The sequence below is a fragment of the Flavobacterium sp. FlaQc-52 genome (assembly GCF_044007495.1).
GTDB classification, from domain to species: domain Bacteria; phylum Bacteroidota; class Bacteroidia; order Flavobacteriales; family Flavobacteriaceae; genus Flavobacterium; species Flavobacterium cupriresistens.
The window spans coordinates 26,876-46,089 of record NZ_JBIPCV010000001.1; the positions used below are offsets into that span (position 1 = coordinate 26,876).

Annotated in this window: 16 protein-coding genes; 8 read left to right on the top strand and 8 right to left on the bottom strand. The window is 35.0% G+C overall.

Translation table 11 applies throughout. From position 1 onward, the window contains the following. The first annotated feature begins 23 nt into the window (after nucleotides 1-23). A complete protein-coding gene (rpsA, locus tag ACHRV5_RS00130; protein WP_047779153.1) occupies nucleotides 24-1,799 on the top strand; it encodes a 30S ribosomal protein S1 in 1,776 nt (591 codons plus the stop codon). Between the two features lie 326 nt (nucleotides 1,800-2,125). Here rpsA and ACHRV5_RS00135 read toward each other — a convergent pair whose 3' ends face one another. Continuing rightward, complete coding sequence (locus tag ACHRV5_RS00135) at nucleotides 2,126-2,647, bottom strand: ExbD/TolR family protein (RefSeq protein WP_395425300.1); 522 nt, start codon at nucleotides 2,645-2,647, stop codon at nucleotides 2,126-2,128. 295 nt (nucleotides 2,648-2,942) lie between these two features. On the opposite strand from ACHRV5_RS00135, the gene ACHRV5_RS00140 reads away from it, so the two are divergent. Then, the gene (locus ACHRV5_RS00140; RefSeq protein ID WP_395425301.1) at nucleotides 2,943-6,437 is read left to right on the top strand and encodes a patatin-like phospholipase family protein; all 3,495 of its coding nucleotides are present in this window, start codon (nucleotides 2,943-2,945) and stop codon (nucleotides 6,435-6,437) included. A 743-nt stretch (nucleotides 6,438-7,180) separates the two neighbouring features. Beyond that, nucleotides 7,181-7,735 (top strand): fasciclin domain-containing protein, encoded by a 555-nt coding sequence (locus tag ACHRV5_RS00145; RefSeq protein WP_047779150.1) that lies wholly within the window; start codon nucleotides 7,181-7,183, stop codon nucleotides 7,733-7,735. A gap of 80 nt (nucleotides 7,736-7,815) precedes the next feature. Here ACHRV5_RS00145 and ACHRV5_RS00150 read toward each other — a convergent pair whose 3' ends face one another. The 7 genes from ACHRV5_RS00150 to ACHRV5_RS00180 form a co-directional block, all read right to left on the bottom strand. Beyond that, complete coding sequence (locus tag ACHRV5_RS00150) at nucleotides 7,816-8,661, bottom strand: EamA family transporter (RefSeq protein WP_395425302.1); 846 nt, start codon at nucleotides 8,659-8,661, stop codon at nucleotides 7,816-7,818. 305 nt (nucleotides 8,662-8,966) lie between these two features. Continuing rightward, complete coding sequence (locus tag ACHRV5_RS00155) at nucleotides 8,967-9,107, bottom strand: hypothetical protein (protein ID WP_047779148.1); 141 nt, start codon at nucleotides 9,105-9,107, stop codon at nucleotides 8,967-8,969. 70 nt (nucleotides 9,108-9,177) lie between these two features. Continuing rightward, nucleotides 9,178-10,938 carry a M56 family metallopeptidase gene (locus tag ACHRV5_RS00160; protein ID WP_395425303.1) on the bottom strand — a complete coding sequence of 587 codons (1,761 nt, stop codon included), beginning with the start codon at nucleotides 10,936-10,938 and terminating at the stop codon, nucleotides 9,178-9,180. A gap of 6 nt (nucleotides 10,939-10,944) precedes the next feature. Continuing rightward, entirely contained in the window at nucleotides 10,945-11,313 is a 369-nt protein-coding gene (locus tag ACHRV5_RS00165; protein WP_047779146.1) for a BlaI/MecI/CopY family transcriptional regulator, read from the bottom strand. A gap of 30 nt (nucleotides 11,314-11,343) precedes the next feature. Further along, nucleotides 11,344-12,969 (bottom strand): M56 family metallopeptidase, encoded by a 1,626-nt coding sequence (locus ACHRV5_RS00170; RefSeq protein WP_395425304.1) that lies wholly within the window; start codon nucleotides 12,967-12,969, stop codon nucleotides 11,344-11,346. Between the two features lie 7 nt (nucleotides 12,970-12,976). Next, the gene (locus tag ACHRV5_RS00175) at nucleotides 12,977-13,345 is read right to left on the bottom strand and encodes a BlaI/MecI/CopY family transcriptional regulator (protein ID WP_047779144.1); all 369 of its coding nucleotides are present in this window, start codon (nucleotides 13,343-13,345) and stop codon (nucleotides 12,977-12,979) included. Between the two features lie 433 nt (nucleotides 13,346-13,778). Next, entirely contained in the window at nucleotides 13,779-14,996 is a 1,218-nt protein-coding gene (locus ACHRV5_RS00180) for an MDR family MFS transporter (protein WP_395425305.1), read from the bottom strand. A gap of 97 nt (nucleotides 14,997-15,093) precedes the next feature. Here ACHRV5_RS00180 and ACHRV5_RS00185 point away from each other — a divergent pair, with 97 nt between their 5' ends. The 5 genes from ACHRV5_RS00185 (at nucleotide 15,094) to ACHRV5_RS00205 (ending at nucleotide 18,878) form a co-directional block, all read left to right on the top strand. Further along, complete coding sequence (locus ACHRV5_RS00185; RefSeq protein WP_230001862.1) at nucleotides 15,094-15,693, top strand: DUF1684 domain-containing protein; 600 nt, start codon at nucleotides 15,094-15,096, stop codon at nucleotides 15,691-15,693. Continuing rightward, complete coding sequence (locus ACHRV5_RS00190; RefSeq protein ID WP_395425306.1) at nucleotides 15,693-16,343, top strand: TatD family hydrolase; 651 nt, start codon at nucleotides 15,693-15,695, stop codon at nucleotides 16,341-16,343. Before ACHRV5_RS00185 ends, ACHRV5_RS00190 begins: the two co-directional genes overlap by 1 nt. Nucleotides 16,344-16,436: 93 nt before the next feature. Continuing rightward, entirely contained in the window at nucleotides 16,437-17,153 is a 717-nt protein-coding gene (locus tag ACHRV5_RS00195; RefSeq protein WP_395425307.1) for a ThiF family adenylyltransferase, read from the top strand. Between the two features lie 149 nt (nucleotides 17,154-17,302). Beyond that, nucleotides 17,303-17,965 (top strand): HAD family hydrolase, encoded by a 663-nt coding sequence (locus ACHRV5_RS00200; RefSeq protein WP_395425308.1) that lies wholly within the window; start codon nucleotides 17,303-17,305, stop codon nucleotides 17,963-17,965. Between the two features lie 70 nt (nucleotides 17,966-18,035). Then, nucleotides 18,036-18,878 carry a DUF2911 domain-containing protein gene (locus ACHRV5_RS00205; RefSeq protein ID WP_047779137.1) on the top strand — a complete coding sequence of 281 codons (843 nt, stop codon included), beginning with the start codon at nucleotides 18,036-18,038 and terminating at the stop codon, nucleotides 18,876-18,878. Nucleotides 18,879-19,214: the final 336 nt, after the last annotated feature.

Genomic DNA, 19,214 nt, shown 5'->3' on the forward strand with positions numbered 1-19,214 from the left:
CAGAATACAAATTTTTTATCAGCATGTCTGAACAATTAAAATCACAAGAAGAGTTTTTAGCAAATTTTAACTGGCATAACTTCCAAGAAGGAATTGATGCAGTAGATGAGAAAAACTTATTAGAATTCGAAGAACTAGTTTCAAAAACTTTCATCGCTACAGATCAAGAAGAAGTAGTAGAAGGTGTAGTTGTTAGAATTACAGATAGAGACGTTATCGTTGATATCAACGCAAAATCGGAAGGTGTTATTTCTTTAAACGAATTCCGTTACAACCCAAACTTAAAAGTAGGTGACAAAGTAGAAGTATTAATCGACATCCGTGAGGACAAAACAGGTCAATTAGTATTATCTCACAGAAAAGCACGTACTATCAAATCTTGGGATAGAGTTATTGCTGCAAATGAAACAGGAGAAATCGTTAATGGTTTTGTAAAATGCAGAACTAAAGGTGGTATGATCGTTGACGTTTTCGGTATTGAAGCTTTCTTACCTGGATCTCAAATTGACGTTAAGCCAATTAGAGACTACGATGTATATGTAAACAAAATGATGGAATTCAAAGTGGTAAAAATTAACCACGAATTCAAAAACGTTGTTGTATCTCATAAAGCGCTTATCGAAGCTGATATCGAAGTACAGAAAAAAGAAATCATCGGTCAATTACAAAAAGGACAAGTATTAGAAGGTGTTGTTAAAAACATTACTTCTTATGGTGTGTTTATTGACTTAGGTGGTGTTGATGGATTAATTCACATTACTGACCTTTCTTGGAGTAGAATCAACCACCCAAGTGAAGTTCTTGAATTAGACCAAAAATTAAACGTTGTAATCCTTGATTTCGATGATGAGAAAACAAGAATTCAATTAGGATTGAAACAATTAAACGCTCACCCATGGGATGCTTTAGATGCTAATTTAACTATTGGTGATAAAGTAAAAGGTAAAGTAGTTGTAATCGCTGATTACGGTGCTTTCATCGAAGTTGCTGAAGGTGTTGAAGGTTTAATCCACGTTTCTGAAATGTCATGGTCTACTCATTTACGTTCTGCTCAGGATTTCGTAAAAGTTGGAGATGTTGTTGAAGCTGTTATCTTAACTTTAGATAGAGATGACCGTAAAATGTCATTAGGTATCAAACAATTGACTCAAGATCCATGGACTGATATCACTTCTAAATACCCAGTAGGTTCTAAACATACAGGTATCGTTAGAAACTTTACAAACTTTGGTATTTTCGTAGAATTAGAAGAAGGAATTGATGGATTAATTTACATCTCTGACTTATCTTGGACTAAGAAAATCAAACACCCATCTGAATTTGTAAATGTTGGTGAAAAACTTGATGTAGTAGTATTAGAATTAGATGTTGAAGGACGTAAATTATCTTTAGGTCACAAACAAACTACTGCTAATCCTTGGGATCAATACGAAGATTCTTTCGCTGTAGGAACTATCCACAATGGTGAGATTTCTGAAATCGTTGACAAAGGAGCTACTGTAGAATTCGGAGATGATATCGTTGCTTTCATTCCTACTCGTCACCTTGAAAAAGAAGACGGAAAGAAATTGAAAAAAGGTGATACTGCTGATTTCAAAGTAATCGAATTCAACAAAGAATTCAAAAGAGTAGTTGCTTCTCACACTGCTATCTTCCGTGAAGAAGAAGAGAAAAATGTGAAAACTGCAACTGAAAATACTTCATCTACTTCTACAAATGCACCAGCTGCAACTTTAGGAGATAACAATGATGTATTAGCTGCATTAAAAGCTAAAATGGAAAAAACTGAGAAAAAATAATTCTCAGAGACGCACAGCAGTGCGTCTTTACACATCCATACAGAAAGTCCCACAGCAATGTGGGACTTTTTTTATGTTCTAATTTTTAGAATTAGGTTTCAGAAGACTCACTATTCAAATAATAGCTGGAAAAAACCTTATACTGTTATTTTAAAAGCGTTTTTGGATAAAAATTAGTCTATTTAAGAAAGATATTTGCTCAAGGTTTTGATCTGTTCTGAGAATTAACAGATTATTTAGTAAGTTCTTTTTTAAAATGAGGAGATTTCGGTTTCCTCATTTTTATTTAAAATCGGATGTACTTGCGATTTCGTAAGTTGACAAAACTAGTTAGAGGCTAATAATTTAGTTTCTTCAGGAGTAAAATCATTTGCAATTGCATAGGAGTTAATTCCTGTTATCTTCATTTCATCCAGAATATCGACCAGATTGCCGTAATTAGATTTTTTGGTAGGTTTTATAATTACTGTAATTCCAATTCCGGGTTTCCCGCGACGGGAAGAATATTCAAGCATACTTTTATTTCTAATTAAAAGTTCTTTGCGAATTCCCTCTTTTCCATAATTTAATTCTTTTGGAGCCATAATCGGATATGCCAGAAGTCCTATATATACTACCAATTTATTATTATCATCCAGTAATATTGTTACCGAACGATTTTCACCACAAGAACCCAGACCGCAAGTATCACGACAATCAGGAATACTTAAATCCAGTGTTTTTGGCTTTGCCAATTCAGTAGCAACCATAAAGAATATTATCAACAGAAAGGAGACACTTACCATAGCAGTTAAGTCGATTTTTGGGCCTAATTTTTTACTTCTGACTTTTTTAGGGAGTTGCTGCATGTTTGGTGAATTTGTTGTTAAAGTAGAAAAAATATATAAGATTATACGTGGTTTAACATGATAGTTGTAAAGTATTTAATTTAATGATAGTAAACGGTTTCTAAACAGGTAATTATACTCGTTTTTTAAATGGGCTTTTGACGTAATTTAGATGTGGTTTTCAAAATTGGAAAATCCTTTTTTTGAAATACTGATAATTGGAATGAATAATTAATTCTCCTTTTTTATTGAGGATTAAATAGTTTGAATTTTCTCCCGGAATCTATAGTATAGTAATTACCTAATCTTATTTGTTATGGACATTGTAACCGACCTCACCGCTGAAGCGATATCCTATCTTACCCTTTTTCAGGATATATTAAAAAGCAATCCTCAGAACACTTTTCCTAAAGCGTTTCTTAAAAAAGATTCTTGGAGTACCCTTGTAAGTAAGGATGAAAATATGGACAAAAACCATTATGGTATAAATCAATTGACTCCCGGTCAGATAGACGAAATAACTGACCTGGTCTGGCATAGCGCTGATAAAAATGGAGAAAAGAATCTGACAAAAGTATATTTAGACATCGTTTATGATCTTTTAGAATGGCTCGCCACCAATATTGATAAAAAGTATATGGATAAGACCGAATCCAGTGAACTTTTATTGTTTAGGGTGCCTTTTTTTTGGAGGCAGCGAATACGGGCAGCACTTTATAAAGAAAATTTAGAGGAGCGAAAAAAATTGGCAACGGTACTTCGATACATGCCGGTACAGGTGGTTCAGGCCATTACCGGACAGCACAAATCAGCATATGATATTCGTCTCTATCAATTTTATGCAGCAAAAGAGAAGGAATATGATTATTCAAATATTCTAAATGATACCGATCTTAAAAATCATAAAACATGGTGGGATGAAAACGAGGATGATGCTATAAAGTACCTCACTGATGATAGAGTACTTCTTAGACAATTGCTAAATAATAGTTCGGAAAGAAAAATCAGAACTGAGTTTCCCTTACCGTTTGAAACCTTATTTAATGACGAGCTGGATGAAATTAATAAAGCACGTAAGAAGAGAGGCGAGGAATGGCAGGCATCCGTAACTGTTGATGAAAGTACAAATGAGAATCTGCTAAAAGTAACTTCTGACGGAGATAAAATATACGATCCGATGGTACGGGCTACAGATATGAAGCTTACTGGTATCGCTTTTTCCGGAGGAGGTATTCGTTCAGCCACATTTAATCTTGGTATACTGCAAAGACTGGCAAGTCTGGACGTTTTAGAAAAAATTGATTATATATCGACAGTATCCGGAGGTGGTTATATCGGTACCTGGTATACATCGTGGATAAAACGATCCGGTTCTTTCAGTAAAGTTACGGATCAGTTATGCCCGGAGAAATCATCCGATCCGTTTGCTGATGAAGTCCGTCCGATCCGATGGCTTAGAATGTTCAGTAATTATCTTTCTCCAAACGTAGGTATGATGTCTCCCGATGCCTGGACGTCGGGAATGACTTGGTTAAGAAATACTTTAGTCAATCAGACCTTGTTATTATTGGTGTTATTAACCGTTTTCTCTTTCATTCTGGATCTTTACAAAGGATGGGAAATTCTCGGACTCCTATTTAAAGGATTGGAGAAGAAGGATGAAATTCCGTTTTTTTGGTTGAATACAGCAATGCTGATTTTTGGAGCGCTTACAGCTGCTTTTGCCATGCGATCGTTTTATAAAGTAAAACAGAAGAGAAAAGTTGCCCGGGTTACCAAGATTTGGAATATTTTTAATATTGACATTCCCTTTCTTACCAATATCACAAGTGTTCTGCCATATTTGCTTATCGTTTGGACGATTATTTGCGCCTTTTTGGTCAGTACATTTATGTTTAATATAAGTATAGATGAAATTTGTCGTAAGAGTGAAAACCTGTATGTATGGTTTGGTCTTAATGTCTCATTGCCGGCATTTATCGCATTGATTTTAGTGGCATTGCTGGGGAATTATCACAAAAGATATGATCTTATTCAGTTAGGAAAGGCCAATGTAGTGAAGGAAAAATTGTCTGATGAAGAAAAAATAGAGGTTAAAAATGAAATACACAAAGTTGGAGTTATCAATTGGTTTCCAATAATATTAATAGTATCCTCAGCTGTGGCCGCAGCCATTCTAAGCGTATTACTGTACTTGTTTTGGAAAAATTATGATTTGATATTGATTTCAATTAAAAATTTCAACGGAAGGATAAGCTTAGATAAAGTAATGTTGTTGTTTGGACTTCCCATCGTTCTTGAGATTTTTTCGCTTGCGATAATAACCAGAATGGCAATATTAGGCAAAATGTTTCCCGATTACCGTCGCGAGTGGTGGGGAAGAACGGGAGGTTATATCAACCGGTTTGTACTTTTCTGGATTATTATTTGTTTTGCCATATTCATTATGCCTAATTTATGGCCTTCTTTATGGATGAATTTGGAAATTACTTTGTCTGCCTGGGGAGGTTGGGCCGGTATAGTTGCCTGGGGAGTAAAAATAGCATTTGCATCCAAAGGGGATGATGATCCAGGTAAGTCTAAGGGTATTACGAATATTGTTGTTAAGGTGGTACCCTTTATTTTCATGATTGGGGTACTGCTTATAGGTTCCGGGATTATAAACCTTATAAGAGAGGGGAATAGCGATGTTATAAATCGCCTGACAACGGGAGGATTGTTTTTGATAACACTTTTTCTTAGCTGGCGTGTGGGGGTTAATGAGTTTTCCCTTCACCATTTTTATCGCAACCGTCTTATAAGAGCTTTCATGGGCGCCACGCGTAGCAGGGAAGATCGTATTAAAACAGCAAATGCATTTACGGGTTTTGATACCAATGACGACATATTGCTATCGTCTATGAAGGTTGATGATGGTTATTTTGGTCCGTATCCTATTCTTAATACAGCCCTCAATGCGACTGTTGTTTCTGCTTTGGACCGGCAAGATCGAAAAGCAGAATCATTCGTGTTCACACCTTTATATTGTGGCTATGATTTTAGCCCTACGCGTCCGTCTACTTACGATGTTGACCATGTTTATGAATACGGCTATCGTCCTACCAATAAATTTTCTAATGAAAAAGGTGGGCCAACTATAGGAACAGCAATGGCGATATCCGGAGCAGCAGTGAATCCTAATTGGGGCTATCATTCTTCAGCACCTATGGCTTTTTTACTGACAATCTTTAATGTCCGTCTGGGATGGTGGATTGGTAATACGAGACTTAAAAGATGGAAAGACTCTGATCCAAGAGGTGGTTTATTGTATCTAATTCATGATTTGACCGGTAAATCCGATATCAATATGGATTATGTTTGCCTTTCGGATGGAGGTCATTTCGATAATATGGGCTTGTACGAACTCATCAGAAGACGCTGTCACTACATTATATTAGGAGATGGTGAGCAGGATCAGGACGTCGCTTGCGAAGGTTTAGCAAACGCCATTAGGAGATGCCGAATTGATTTTGGTGTAGAAATTACCTTTGATAATTTTGAAGATATTACAAAACATCAAGGTATATCGAAGGAACATATTATTAAAGGAACAATCACTTATCCGGGTATAAAAAGCACAGGTACGTTAATTTATATCAAAGCTAGTTTGACAGGTAATGAACCTATTGATATACGAGAATATGCTTTGGCGAATCCCGATTTTCCACAGCAGTCTACAGCAGATCAGTTTTTTGATGAAGCACAGTTTGAGAGCTATCGCAAATTGGGTTATCATTCAATACATGATATAGGGGAATTGCACTTGCCATAATCATTAAGTTAAGCATGTAAAAAAAAGTCTCACGCAGATTTTAGCGGATTGAAAAAAAGTCCGTAGAATCTGCGTGAAAAAATAACATTAACTTAATGGCATTGCGTTTTAGCTGAAGTTAAATAGTCGGATAGGCATAATAGGCTTTAGCCAAACTAGCGGCTTATTTTGGCTAAAGCCATTAACTTTTCCATCAAACTATAACCTCAAGCTAAAGCACAATGTCATTAAGTTAAGGATCGTTTAAAAAAAGTCTCACGCAGATTCTGCAGATTTTTGCAGAATGTAATAAAAAAAATCCGCAAAATCTGCAGAATCTGCGTGAAAAAATCTCTTAACTTAATGACATTGAGCTAAAGCAGGAGGCAATCCAAAATAATACTTCTATTCTTTGAAAAAGGGCAATATTTTTACGCCAATTTAAATGGCCCCATCTAATTAAATTGCTTTTTCAATGCTTTGACCATTAAAAAATATACTATTCTAATTCAGAATATGGAGTGTATGCTATCTGATTTCAAATATAAACAAACCAATAATTAAAATTACTTCATAAAACAGAGTCCGCGATTTAAGTTAAAAGAAAAAAAGAATTCGATTTTTAAAATTTAATTATTTTTCTAAAGCGTTGTTGTTTAGTGTGTTTTGAGGAATATTCAATGTAAGATTTGCATTTTTGAATTTTTCCTAAAACCAAAACGATTATTACAGCGTAAATGCCTTTATAACTTAAAACATTAATTATGAAAACTAGAAAATTTTTAACAGCAGCAGTTTTAGTCTTAGGATTTGCATTTACTTCAAACGCACAAAAAACAGTAATGGTTGGTGGAGCGGCGATGTATCCGAACAAAAATATTATTGAAAATGCAGTAAACTCAAAAGATCATACTACTTTGGTGGCTGCCGTAAAAGCAGCAGATTTAGTAGCAACTTTACAGAGTAAAGGACCATTCACCGTTTTTGCCCCAACAAATGCAGCGTTTGATAAATTACCGGCAGGAACAGTAGAAACATTGTTGAAACCGGAAAACAAAAAAATGCTTCAAACAATTTTAACCTATCATGTTGTGGCTGGAAAAATGAATGCTTCGGATATTGCAAAAGCGATAAAAATGGGTAAAGGTAAAGCAACGCTAAAAACCGTAAGCGGTGGCACATTAACTGCCTGGATGGATGGTAAAACGTTATACATCAGCGATGAGAGTGGTAACAAAGCTAAAGTGACAATTGCAGATGTAAATCAATCTAATGGAGTAATTCATGTAGTTGATACTGTATTATTGCCAAAAAGCTAATTAACAGCATTTAAATGCCAAGATAAAAAGAACTGTAAATGACTATTTACGGTTCTTTTTATTTTAGATGGCTAAGAATCTTATCGTTTAGCCATTAAAGTTGATCCTGCCGAAGCAATAACAACACAGGCAACCGCTATTATTTCATAAAAGTTTAGACGCTCCTGAAGAAATATAAAACCACAAATAGCGGCCGCAGCAGGTTCTAAACTCATTAATATACTAAACGTTCGCGGAGGTAGCTGTCCTAAAGCTTTCATTTCAAGTGTAAAAGGGATAGCACTTGATAAAAGAGCCAACGCAATGCTTAATCCAAAAAGTTTTGGAGTAAGATTAATGAGTCCATTTTCGTAAAAACCAAAAGGAAGAATTAAAAGTGAAGCAAAAAGCATTCCGACGGAAACTGCCTCACCGCTATTCATAATTTTAGAGACTTTGCCATCCAGAACAATATAACTGGCCCAAAGTCCTCCTGCTAAAAGGGCAAAAATTACTCCTAAGGTATCTATTCTGCTATTCGTCCATGGGGCGATTAAAAGGATTCCGATTGCTGCCAGTACAACCCAGCAATAATCAAGTAAACGCTTCGATCCGACTATGGCGAGTAATAAAGGACCTATGAATTCTAAAGTAACAGATAAACCAATTGGGATTCTTTCTATTGCCAGATAAAATATTAAATTCATCGCACCCAAATTCAAACCATATGGAATTACAATTTTCCATTGTTGTCTCGTAATTTTAAACAGATTCGGACGATAAGCAGCAAATAAGATCAGGGCAGAGATACCGATTCTTATTGAAGCTGTTCCTGCAGCACCAAGAGCCGGGAAGATTGTTTTAGCAATAGCAGCGCCACATTGTACGCTTATGATGGCTAATAACACAGCCGGAACCGGTGGGAGGTTGAATTCTTTGTTTTTCATTGAAAGTCTATGCTGAAACGCAAAACTACAAATAAGTAAGCACAAAAGGTTTTCGGATAGTATAAAATTAATCCGTTGGGAGCAATTAATTTTTACAGAAAGAGGCCTAGTACAAAGCCTAAAAAAGACATCTTACGTAGTATAAGACGATGTGGAGAAATGGAGATTTTCTTAACACACCTCAAGTTATAAGTGTCAAAATCTATGTCTCTATGTGTTAAATTGATTTAGCTCAATCACAGTCAACACATTCGGCAGGTAGTACGTGAAAAGTTACGCGTTTCCGCGAGAAATAGTTTAAAAAATTAATCTAAAGCACGTTTAGTTACAAAGTAGCGGTACCCTATAAGTGCCATTTGCCATTTTTTTGCTTTGGTAATATCTAAACCTTGTTTGGTCAAACTTGGTAAAAGAATTTTATTTAGTTTGGCTAAAATTTTATACATAGTAGGTTAATTTTTTTTCAAAGATATAAAAAAAGACTTTGTCATTTAACAAAGTCTTTCTGAGTATTAATTAGTGCTGTTTTTTAGCCATATTCTTTTGTTGCTGAATCATAGTTCTTTGTTGCAGTCTCATGTCTCGCTCTTGTTGTCTCATATCTCTTTCATATTGTTTCATGTCCTTCTCATGTTGACGCATATCTTTTTCATGCTGTTTCATGTCGATCTCATGTTGTTTCATATCAACATTCGATTGCTGATCGTATTTCCCCATATCCGCATTGAATTGCTCCATGGCTACTTCGTATTTTTCCATTTCTTTTTCAAAAATAGCTTCACGTTTTGACATGACTTCATTTAACTCCTTTTCGTAAGCAGCCATTTGCGGTTCAAAGGCATCCATTTTCTTTTCGAATTCATCCATTTCTCTCTCGTAATTTTTCATAGCCGTTTTATCATTTAGATTTGTAGGCGGAACGGGAGGTTTTGGCATATTGGCCATAGCAGTTGGAGGTGATGGCATTGCACCGGCCGGGAAAACCGGAGGTGTTGGCGGAGTTGGAGGTGCAGTATAAGTACCGTTTTGATATACGGTTCTGGTTTCTCTAACCTGTGCAGGACCTTCTTCATCGGTTAAACCATCGAGTTGTCCATCGGCGATTAGTTTGATTTTTTTCGTTCCATTATCGTTTGTTGTAATGGCAATTCCGCAATCCTTAATGGCTTCATCACCATTAATTTGAATAGTTTGTGCTTCTCCGGCTCCTTTTTTAAGAGCTACTTTGATACAGGTTAATTCGTTTTTTGAATTTCTCTTTACTTCTGACACCACTACATCAACATCATGATTTGCTTTTAATTTTTCGGAAAGCTCCTTTAATTCCTGATCTGTGGTGTTTTTTTTGATTTTGTAAATCTCTACTGATTGCTCTTTTTCTTTGGCGACTGCCTCAATTTGTTTCTTTTCCTGCGCTACTGTTTTGATTTGAAATAAAACTACGAAAGCTACAAGTGCCGGAAGTATGGCGTAATACTTCCAATAGTTTCTCTTTTTTGATTGATTTTTGTTTAACATGACAATTCGTTTTTTGATTAATGATTGATAAAAATGATTGGTGATTGCTACACAAGTTTCATGTGTAGTTATTTTTAAAAGCGTGTATTGGTACGCTTTTTTGTCCGAAAGTTTTTTTGCAGCTTCGTTATCCGCAATAAACTCAAGGTTTTGAATAATGGCTTTTTTATAAAACCAGATGATTGGATTGAACCAAAACAGTACACAGAATAGTCTTGAAATCAGAACGTCAACTGTATGATGCTGATCACTGTGTACTTTTTCATGTTCAATAATACTCTCTAACTCTGATGCCGTATACAGTGATGAGTTGTAAACGATATAATCAAAATAAGAAAAAGGAGCAATGTTTTCGTTTGTATCGATAAATTTAAAATCAGCTTGTTGTTGCACTTTTTTGCCTTTAAGAACAGTATTCAGACTGTAAAAATCTAATCCGAATTTTACTAAGAAAGCAATAAAACCAATGGTATAAATAGCAATGTAAACCAGATTCCAGTTGATTTCGAAAGACTCTTCTTCTATTGCATGGACAATAGAAGCAGGAGAGTAACTCATATTTGAAACCGGTACAGGATCAATCCATACAATTTTGGTATACACTATAAAGGGCAGTATTACCGATGTAATTAATCCGGCTAGTAAAAACCATCTGTTGCTGGTGAAAAAAGTTTCTTTGCGTAATAGTAAATAATAAGCAAGGTAAAACAAAGCAACTAATGCGCTTGATTTTGCGATAAAAATGAAAAGTGCTTCCATAAACGACTATTTTTCTTCTTTTGAATTTTCAATCATAGCTAAAACTTCACGTAATTCAGCTGCAGAAATTTTTTCCTCTTTAGCAAAAAAGGACACCATACTTTTATAAGAGCTATTAAAATAATGATCAATAGCGGTACTCATAAACCCTGTGCGATATTCTTCGATGCTTACAATTGGATAATACTGATGGGTATTTCCAAAAGTAGTATGACTCACATATTCTTTTTCTTCCAGATTACGTACTATAGTCGAAAGTGTATTGTAATGTGGTTGCTCTTCTGTAATCTCGGCCTGAACTTCTTTTACAAATGCTTTTTTGAGCTTCCATAAAATGTGCATGATTTCCTCTTCTTTGTTGGTTAGCTTTTGCATAGTTTTAAGGTTGTAAATTAGCTGTAGTGCTTACTTTTTGGTTGTGATTTCAATCACACCATTTTTCCCTTTGTCGCCATATTTTTCTATAGCCTGAGTGCCTTTAAAAACACTCATTTTTTCTATATCAAGTGCGTCAATATCATCCATAGAAGTACCATCTGTCAGTACAACACCATCTACGATGATAAGTTGTTTAGCAGAACTTCCGCCTGATTTTACGATAACTTTTGGCTTAGATTGACTGTAGTAGGTTATAGAAGTAGTTTCGTTTTTGTCCCCATCAGTACTTACATTCACGTTTGTATTTACATTGGTTTTGAAGGTTGTGATTACATGAGTATTTGTTGTACCATTTGTAGGATCACTTTTGCCAGTAGTAGTATTAGTTTTAACATCGGTATTGGTATTAGTTTTTTGAGTTTTCTTGATTTTTATCTTTGATCCTTCGGTCGCGTCTTTTTGAAATTCGTTTTTTGTAACTACAATTATTTTCTTAGCCCCGTTTTCCTCAGTTTTAATGATAATGCCACAGTCTTTGATAGCATCAGAACCCGAAATATGAAGGGCCTGCGTTTCTTCTTTACCGTTTTTAAGATCAACTTTAATAGAGGTCAATTCATTATTTGAATTCCTTTTTGTTTCAGAAATAACGGCATCAACATTGTGCTCCGCTTTTAGCTTTTCGGTGATTGTTGCAAGCTCCTGATCTGTGGTTGTTTTTTTGATTTCGTAAACATCCATTCCTTTTACTTTTTCAGTAGCACTGTTTTTTTGAGTTTGCTCTTTTTCGTGGGCTACGACTTCAATCTGAAATAGAAGTACAAATGCTACAAGTGCCGGAATTACGGTATAATACTTCCAGTAATTCCGCTTTTTTGATTGATTTTGATTTAACATAACGATTCGTTTTTTGATTAATGATTGATAAAAATGATTGGTGATGGCAACACAATTTTCGTGTGTTGTTATTTTTAAAAGCGTGTACTGATACGCTTTTTTGTCGGAAAGTCTTTTTGCTGCCTCATTATCTGCAATAAACTCGAGATTTTGAGTAATCGCTTTTTTATAAAGCCAGACAAGGGGATTGAACCAAAACAAAATACTGAAGATTCTGGAAACTAAAACATCTACGGTATGGTTCTGATCGCTGTGTACTTTTTCATGTTCAATAATATTCTCTAATTCTGAAGCCGTATATAGTGATGAGTTATACACGATGTATTCAAAATAAGAGAACGGAGCTATATTCTCCTTGACATCAATAAATTTAAAATCGGCCTGTTGTTTTACCTTTTTGCCTTTTAGAATAGTATTTAAACTATAAAAATCTATTGCGAATTTTATCAGCAAAGCCAGGAAGCCAATGCCATAACAGGCTAAAAGCACATAATTCCAATTGATTTCAAAAAGAGGATTTTCAATTGTTTGCGCAAAAACAGGTTGAAAATCCGGATTTTGTGTTGAAGTAGGGGCAACCCATACATTTTTGGTGTACACTATAAAGGGCAATACTACAGAAGTGATTAAACCGGTCAATAAAAACCATCTGTTACTGGTAAAGAAGGTTTCTTTGCGCAGTAAAAAATAATAGGCAGTATAAAACAAGAATAACAGTCCACCTGATTTTGCGATATAAATGAATAGTGCTTCCATAAAATGATTATTTTTCTTCTTTTGGACTTTCGATCATGGCTAAGATTTCGCGTAATTCAGCGGCAGAAATTTTCTCTTCTTTAGCAAAAAAGGACACCATACTTTTATACGAACTATTGAAATAATTATCGATAGCAGTACTCATAAAACCTTTACGATAGTCTTCAATGCTTACAATCGGATAATATTGGTGGGTGTTTCCAAAGGCATTATGATTTACATATCCTTTTTCTTCCAGATTACGCACTATAGTCGAAAGCGTATTGTAGTGCGGTTGGTCTTCTGTAATCTCGGCTTGAACTTCTTTTACGAAAGCTTTTTTTAGCTTCCATAAAATGTGCATGATTTCCTCTTCTTTGTTCGTTAGCTTTTGCATGTTTTCTAATTTTAATTCAAAACTACAACTATTTTTATAGTTACGCAACTATAAAAATAGTTATTTAACTATTTTTTACGTTTGTATTGTGTTTGAAGCGCTGTAAAGCCTCTCAAATTGGCCTGTAGAGCGTAATTGAGCTAAATGTTTTTTAACACATAGAAACATAGATTTTAGTGCTTATGATTTGAGGGGTTTTAGAAAATCATGATTTTTTCACATAGTTTATGTGATTTATTATAAGTGAAACTTCTTTTTTAAAGCTTTGCCAACTATGTCTCTATATGTTGAAATTAATCGTAGTAAACGGTTTTAGTTTAGTCTTGTAAAAAGTCTTTTTCTATGTCTCTATGTGTTAAAATTAAGCGTACGCAAAAGCCTCAATTTAGTAGCGTTAAATTGAAAGTGGGCTTATTGTAATAGGAATGTGTAGTTAAGAAATCTTTTCGTCAATCAAAGCTTTCTTGATCCACAGGCAACAAAGAGTAGCGATGATTCCGATAGAAGCCATGAAAAACCAGTTTATCTGATAACCCAGTCTGGCAATAATTTCAAAACCAATTTTGGAACTCATAATATGTGCCAAGCTAAAACTCATGGTGTAAAGTGCCATATAGCGGCCTTCCTGACCATGTGGAGCGCGACTTAAAGCAAAAGCATTCGAGAAAGGAAAGGTTAAGATTTCTCCAATAGAGATGCAAATCATACTAATGACCAGTATTCCGGCCCAAACATTAATAAGCAACATGAAGAAACTTAAAGACATTACAAGTGAACCCAGTAAGATGATTTTTATTTTAGGGAAACTTTTTCGCTCCATAAAACCGACTATTGGCATTTCAAAAGCAAAAATCATAAGTCCGTTTAACGTCATTAATAAACCGGTTTGGAATTCGGTTAAACTAAATTTTTCGTTATGATATAAAGGTAAGGTCGTAAAAAGCTGAAAGAAAATCATGCCTGTTACAAAGCTTACAAATAAGAAAACCCAAAAAATCTTATCATGAAAAACAGATTTTATAGCCACAGGACTTTCAGTTTTGTCGTTATGTGGAACTTTTTTCTTTTCTTTTACCAATAAAGCAAAAATCAATATGGCAACAATACAAGACGCTCCATCAACCCAGAACAAACCTGAATAACCGATTCCCATAATGATCAAACCACCTAAAGCGGGTCCGGCAGCAAAGCCAAGATTTACGGCTAAACGAACCAATGTTAAGGCTCGGGTTCTGTTTTCCGGTTTTGCGTAAGCGCTTAAAGAAACAAACATGGCAGGTCTAAACATATCTGCAATGATCATTAGAAGAAACATGGAAGCGCAGAGTGCCCAGAAAGTGGTTACATATTGAATAAAGAAGAGTGATACTCCGCTAGTGAATAAACTAAAAATCATGATTTTATAAAACCCGATTTTATCGGATAATTTTCCTCCGAGCCAAGATCCTAACATAGATCCTAAACCAAATGAAACCATAATCCAACCTACCTGATTGTATGAAAAATGCAGGTCCTCTTTTAAGTACTTTGATAAAAATGGAAGCACCATAGTACCGGCACGATTAATAAAAGTGACTAGTGTAAGTATCCAAATTTCTCTTGAAAATCCTTTAAAATTATTGATGTAGTGGGTAAAAGCAGTTTTGAGCATTGTAAATTGGTTATTTACAACAAAGTTAGAAAACTTTGTAACGTAGAGCGGTTGCTGCTTTGTTACTTTTAAACTATTTTTGCATAAAATTTTAAAGATGAAAAAATATATTGCATTTGTTTTGTTGTTGACCTGTGCTTTAGGTTTTAGCCAAAAGAAATTTAAGCAGAGCGATGCTGAAAAATTTCAGAAGAAAATTAATTCAGAATATGCTGATGCTAAGACAAGTCCGTTAATGGCGGAGGATCTTAAAACTTTTAAAGCTTTAGATTTTTATCCAATAAATCAAGCCTTTTTTGTGAATGCTGTTTTTGAAAAAGCAGTAAATGAAAAGGTTTTTGAAATGAAAACCACCGGAACAAGAACACCAAAATATATTAAGTACGGAACAGTTACTTTTAAGATAAATGGAGTTCAATGTCAATTAAATGTCTACAGAAATATAGAACTCTCTAAAAATCCCGAGTATAAGAATCATTTATTCTTGCCATTTTCAGATTTAACCTGTGGCAAAGAAAGTTATATAGGAGGAAGATATATTGACTTAGAAATTCCGAAAGGCAATACAATTGCTATCGATTTCAATCAGGCCTACAATCCGTATTGTGCCTATAATCACAAATATTCTTGCCCGATTGTTCCGTTGGAGAATGATTTGAAGGTTGAAATTAAAGCAGGTGTGAAAACCTTTCACTAATGGAATTCTTCAATTTTCATACACATCAGTTTACCAATCAATCTGATATCTTAGAATTGGTGAATCAATATCCACAAGAATTTGATGATAGCATTCCATTTTATTCCATCGGAATTCATCCGTGGTACATTATGGAAGACAGACTAGAGAGCGATTTGAAAATTGTTGAAGAAAAATTGCAAGCAAAAAATTGTCTGGCTGTCGGGGAGTGTGGTTTAGACAAACGTACAGAAGTTCCGTTGGATTTGCAGATAACAGTTTTTGAAAAACAATTGATTCTTGCAGAAAAATACAGAAAACCGGTAGTAATTCATTGTGTAGCTGCTTTTCAGGAAGTGATCGCAATAAAAAAAAGAATGAAAATCACTGTTCCTATGATTGTACATGGTTTTTCGAAAAACAGTCAGATCGCGAACCAACTTGTTAAAGAAGGATTTTATATTTCGTTTGGAAAGTATCTACTCAGAAATCCTGAATTGAAAACGGTTTTCCAGCAAGTCCCAAACGATCGTTTTTTCCTGGAAACAGACACTACTCAAGAAACAATTCAGGAAGTATATACGCTTGCATCAGCATACAAGAATTTAAACAGTAAGGAACTGGAAACAATCATTTCAAACAACTATAAAGCAGTCTTCCAAAAAACCTGAAACCCGAAACCTGAAACAAAAGAAACCTGAAACAAAAGAAACAAAAGAACAAAAAGAACAAAAGATATTAATTTTTTAAACAATACAGATAATATGGCAGAGTGGACAGAAAGAGCCGAGCTTTTATTTACCAAAGAAGGATTAGAAAACCTGCAAAACTCCAATGTTTTGGTAGTTGGCTTAGGTGGTGTAGGATCATTTGCAGCTGAGTTTTTGGCCAGAGCAGGAGTAGGGAGTATGACCATTGTGGATGGCGATGTAGTAGATATTACCAATATAAACAGACAATTACCGGCTTTGCATTCTACAGTTGGTGAGCCAAAAATAAAGATCGTAGGAGACCGTTTGCTGGATATTAATCCGGAATTAAAACTGACGCGAGTTCAGGAATTTTTATCCCCTGAGCGTGCTTTTGAAATTGTTACTTCTGAATTTGATTACGTTCTGGACTGTATTGACAGTATTACTCCGAAGTTAAATTTAATATTTGCCGCAAAACGAAAAAGAGTAAAAATCATCAGTAGCATGGGCGCCGGTGGAAAAATGTTAGCTTCGAAAGTAAAAGTTACTGATATTTCTAAAACCATAAATTGCTATTTTTCTAAAACCATTCGCAAGCGTTTGAAAGAGGCAAAAATCAATAAATTGAAAGTCGTTTTTTCTTCAGAAATTCAAGACGAGAAAAGTTTGAAATTAACAGACGGAAAAAACTTCAAAAAATCATTCTACGGAACCAACAGTTATATGCCCGGTTTATTTGGTCTTCATGCTGCCGAGACGGTGATTAGATATTTGCTTACTAAAGTTTAGTCGCAGTTTACAGTCACAGTTTACAGTCACAGTTTACAGTCACAGTTTACAGTCACAGTTTGCAGTCACAGTTTGCAGTCACAGTTTACAGACACAGTTAAAAAAAACTCAGAACCTTAGTAGCTCAGAACCTCAGAGACTTAAAAAAAATGATAAAAACAGTAATTTTTGACATGGACGGCGTTATTGTCGATACGGAACCCGTTCACCGTTATGCCTATTACAAACAATTTTCTGAGCTCGATATTGAGGTTTCAGAAGAAATGTACACTTCGTTTACCGGATTTTCGACGCGAAATACATTTCAAACTTTAAAAGGACATTTCCCGACTATAACACTGGAAGTAGAGGATTTGATTCAAAGAAAAAGAACAATTTTCAACGATGCTTTCGATACTAAAGAAGATTTGTATCTGCTGGAGGGTGTGGAAGATTTGATTAAAGATTTATATACGAGCGGAATCCAATTAATTTTAGCATCTTCAGCATCGAAAGTAACCATTGAACGTGTTTTTAGCCGATTTAATTTACATCAGTATTTTACGGATCTTGTGAGTGGGGAAGACTTCCCGCAATCAAAGCCCAATCCGGCTATTTTTTTGCATGCGGCATCCCTTTCGAAAGCACCGAAAGAGAACTGTATCGTGATTGAAGACAGCACTAATGGTGTGCTGGCTGCCAAAGGAGCAGGCATCTTTTGTGTAGGTTACAACAGCCCTCATTCTAAAATGCAGGATTTGTCAGCTTCGGATTTAATTATCAACGACTTCAAGGAATTAAATGCTGAAAAAATATCGCAATTAGGCGCTTGAATTATGTAAAATTTAACATTTGTTAGCTGATTGAATTGTAAATTTGAATAAAACAAATAAACCTAAAACAATGAAAAAACTACTTATTGCATTAGCCCTTTTTATGGCTCCTTTTGCTTCAGAAGCACAGGTTAGAACACCACAGGCAAGTCCAAAAGCTTATATCAAACAAACGGTTGGTTTAACCGATGTTGAGGTTACGTATTCAAGACCCGGAGCGAGAGGTAGAGCTGTATTTGGAAATTTAGTTCCGTTTGGAAAATTGTGGAGAACAGGCGCTAATGAAAATACGATCATTAACTTCGGCGATGATGTTGTAATTGATGGTAAAACATTAAAAAAAGGGAAATATGCAATTTATACGATTCCTAAAATAGAAAGCTGGGAAGTGATTTTCTATCTTTCTACTGACAACTGGGGATTGCCTGAAAATTGGAACGATGCTTATGTTGCCTTAAGAACTACAGTGAAAGAGGACGCTTTGCCAAAACCGGTTGAAACTTTTACAATTGGTATTAATGGTTTAGATCCTAATTTTGGTTTTCTGGAAATTGCATGGGAAAACTCACATGTTGCTTTAAAATTTGAAGTTCCAACTGCAAAAACAGCTACGGCAAGTATCGAGAAAGTATTGGCAGGACCATCATCAGGAGATTACTTTGATGCAGCGCAATATACATTTCAGTCAAACGGAAATATTGCCGATGCCAGAACTTATGTGGACAAATCATTGGACATGAGTGCTGAAAAACCATATTACATTTTAAGATTAAAATCACTAATTCAGGCAAAACAAGGCGATAAAAAAGGAGCAATTGAAACAGCAAAAGCCTCTTTAGCAGCTGCTGAAACGGCCAAGAATCAGGATTACGTAAAAATGAACAAAGACAGCATCACAGAGTGGAGCAGATAAAAAAAGATTCTTTGAATCTTTTTAAAATTTCAAAATATTAAAAATTCCAAATTCCAAATTTAGTGGGATTTGGGATTTTTTTTTTGTGGTTTAAATTGCTTTGCAATATGGTTTTTTTGTGTGCTATTTTTCTTTGGTCGAATGGATTAGCTAATAGTATTTTATTCTTAGTCACGCATTTTTTCTTGCAACCTTGTCATTTCGAAGAATGAGAAATCACACTAGCTGCTCCGTTTCTATTTTCCATAATTTTGTCATACCGAGGAACGAAATATCTCCACAAGTAATTCTGTAAAGTGAAGCTCAATGGTATCGATTCAGCAAACGTAGATCCTT

Excerpts from the sequence above, each read along its gene's own strand:
- rpsA (WP_047779153.1), top strand. The coding sequence starts at position 24 with ATGTCTGAACAATTAAAATCACAAGAAGAGTTTTTAGCAAATTTTAAC.
- ACHRV5_RS00135 (WP_395425300.1), bottom strand. The coding sequence starts at position 2,647 with ATGCAGCAACTCCCTAAAAAAGTCAGAAGTAAAAAATTAGGCCCAAAA.
- ACHRV5_RS00140 (WP_395425301.1), top strand. The coding sequence starts at position 2,943 with ATGGACATTGTAACCGACCTCACCGCTGAAGCGATATCCTATCTTACC.
- ACHRV5_RS00145 (WP_047779150.1), top strand. The coding sequence starts at position 7,181 with ATGAAAACTAGAAAATTTTTAACAGCAGCAGTTTTAGTCTTAGGATTT.
- ACHRV5_RS00150 (WP_395425302.1), bottom strand. The coding sequence starts at position 8,661 with ATGAAAAACAAAGAATTCAACCTCCCACCGGTTCCGGCTGTGTTATTA.
- ACHRV5_RS00155 (WP_047779148.1), bottom strand. The coding sequence starts at position 9,107 with ATGTATAAAATTTTAGCCAAACTAAATAAAATTCTTTTACCAAGTTTG.
- ACHRV5_RS00160 (WP_395425303.1), bottom strand. The coding sequence starts at position 10,938 with ATGGAAGCACTTTTCATTTTTATCGCAAAATCAAGCGCATTAGTTGCT.
- ACHRV5_RS00165 (WP_047779146.1), bottom strand. The coding sequence starts at position 11,313 with ATGCAAAAGCTAACCAACAAAGAAGAGGAAATCATGCACATTTTATGG.
- ACHRV5_RS00170 (WP_395425304.1), bottom strand. The coding sequence starts at position 12,969 with ATGGAAGCACTATTCATTTATATCGCAAAATCAGGTGGACTGTTATTC.
- ACHRV5_RS00175 (WP_047779144.1), bottom strand. The coding sequence starts at position 13,345 with ATGCAAAAGCTAACGAACAAAGAAGAGGAAATCATGCACATTTTATGG.
- ACHRV5_RS00180 (WP_395425305.1), bottom strand. The coding sequence starts at position 14,996 with ATGCTCAAAACTGCTTTTACCCACTACATCAATAATTTTAAAGGATTT.
- ACHRV5_RS00185 (WP_230001862.1), top strand. The coding sequence starts at position 15,094 with ATGAAAAAATATATTGCATTTGTTTTGTTGTTGACCTGTGCTTTAGGT.
- ACHRV5_RS00190 (WP_395425306.1), top strand. The coding sequence starts at position 15,693 with ATGGAATTCTTCAATTTTCATACACATCAGTTTACCAATCAATCTGAT.
- ACHRV5_RS00195 (WP_395425307.1), top strand. The coding sequence starts at position 16,437 with ATGGCAGAGTGGACAGAAAGAGCCGAGCTTTTATTTACCAAAGAAGGA.
- ACHRV5_RS00200 (WP_395425308.1), top strand. The coding sequence starts at position 17,303 with ATGATAAAAACAGTAATTTTTGACATGGACGGCGTTATTGTCGATACG.
- ACHRV5_RS00205 (WP_047779137.1), top strand. The coding sequence starts at position 18,036 with ATGAAAAAACTACTTATTGCATTAGCCCTTTTTATGGCTCCTTTTGCT.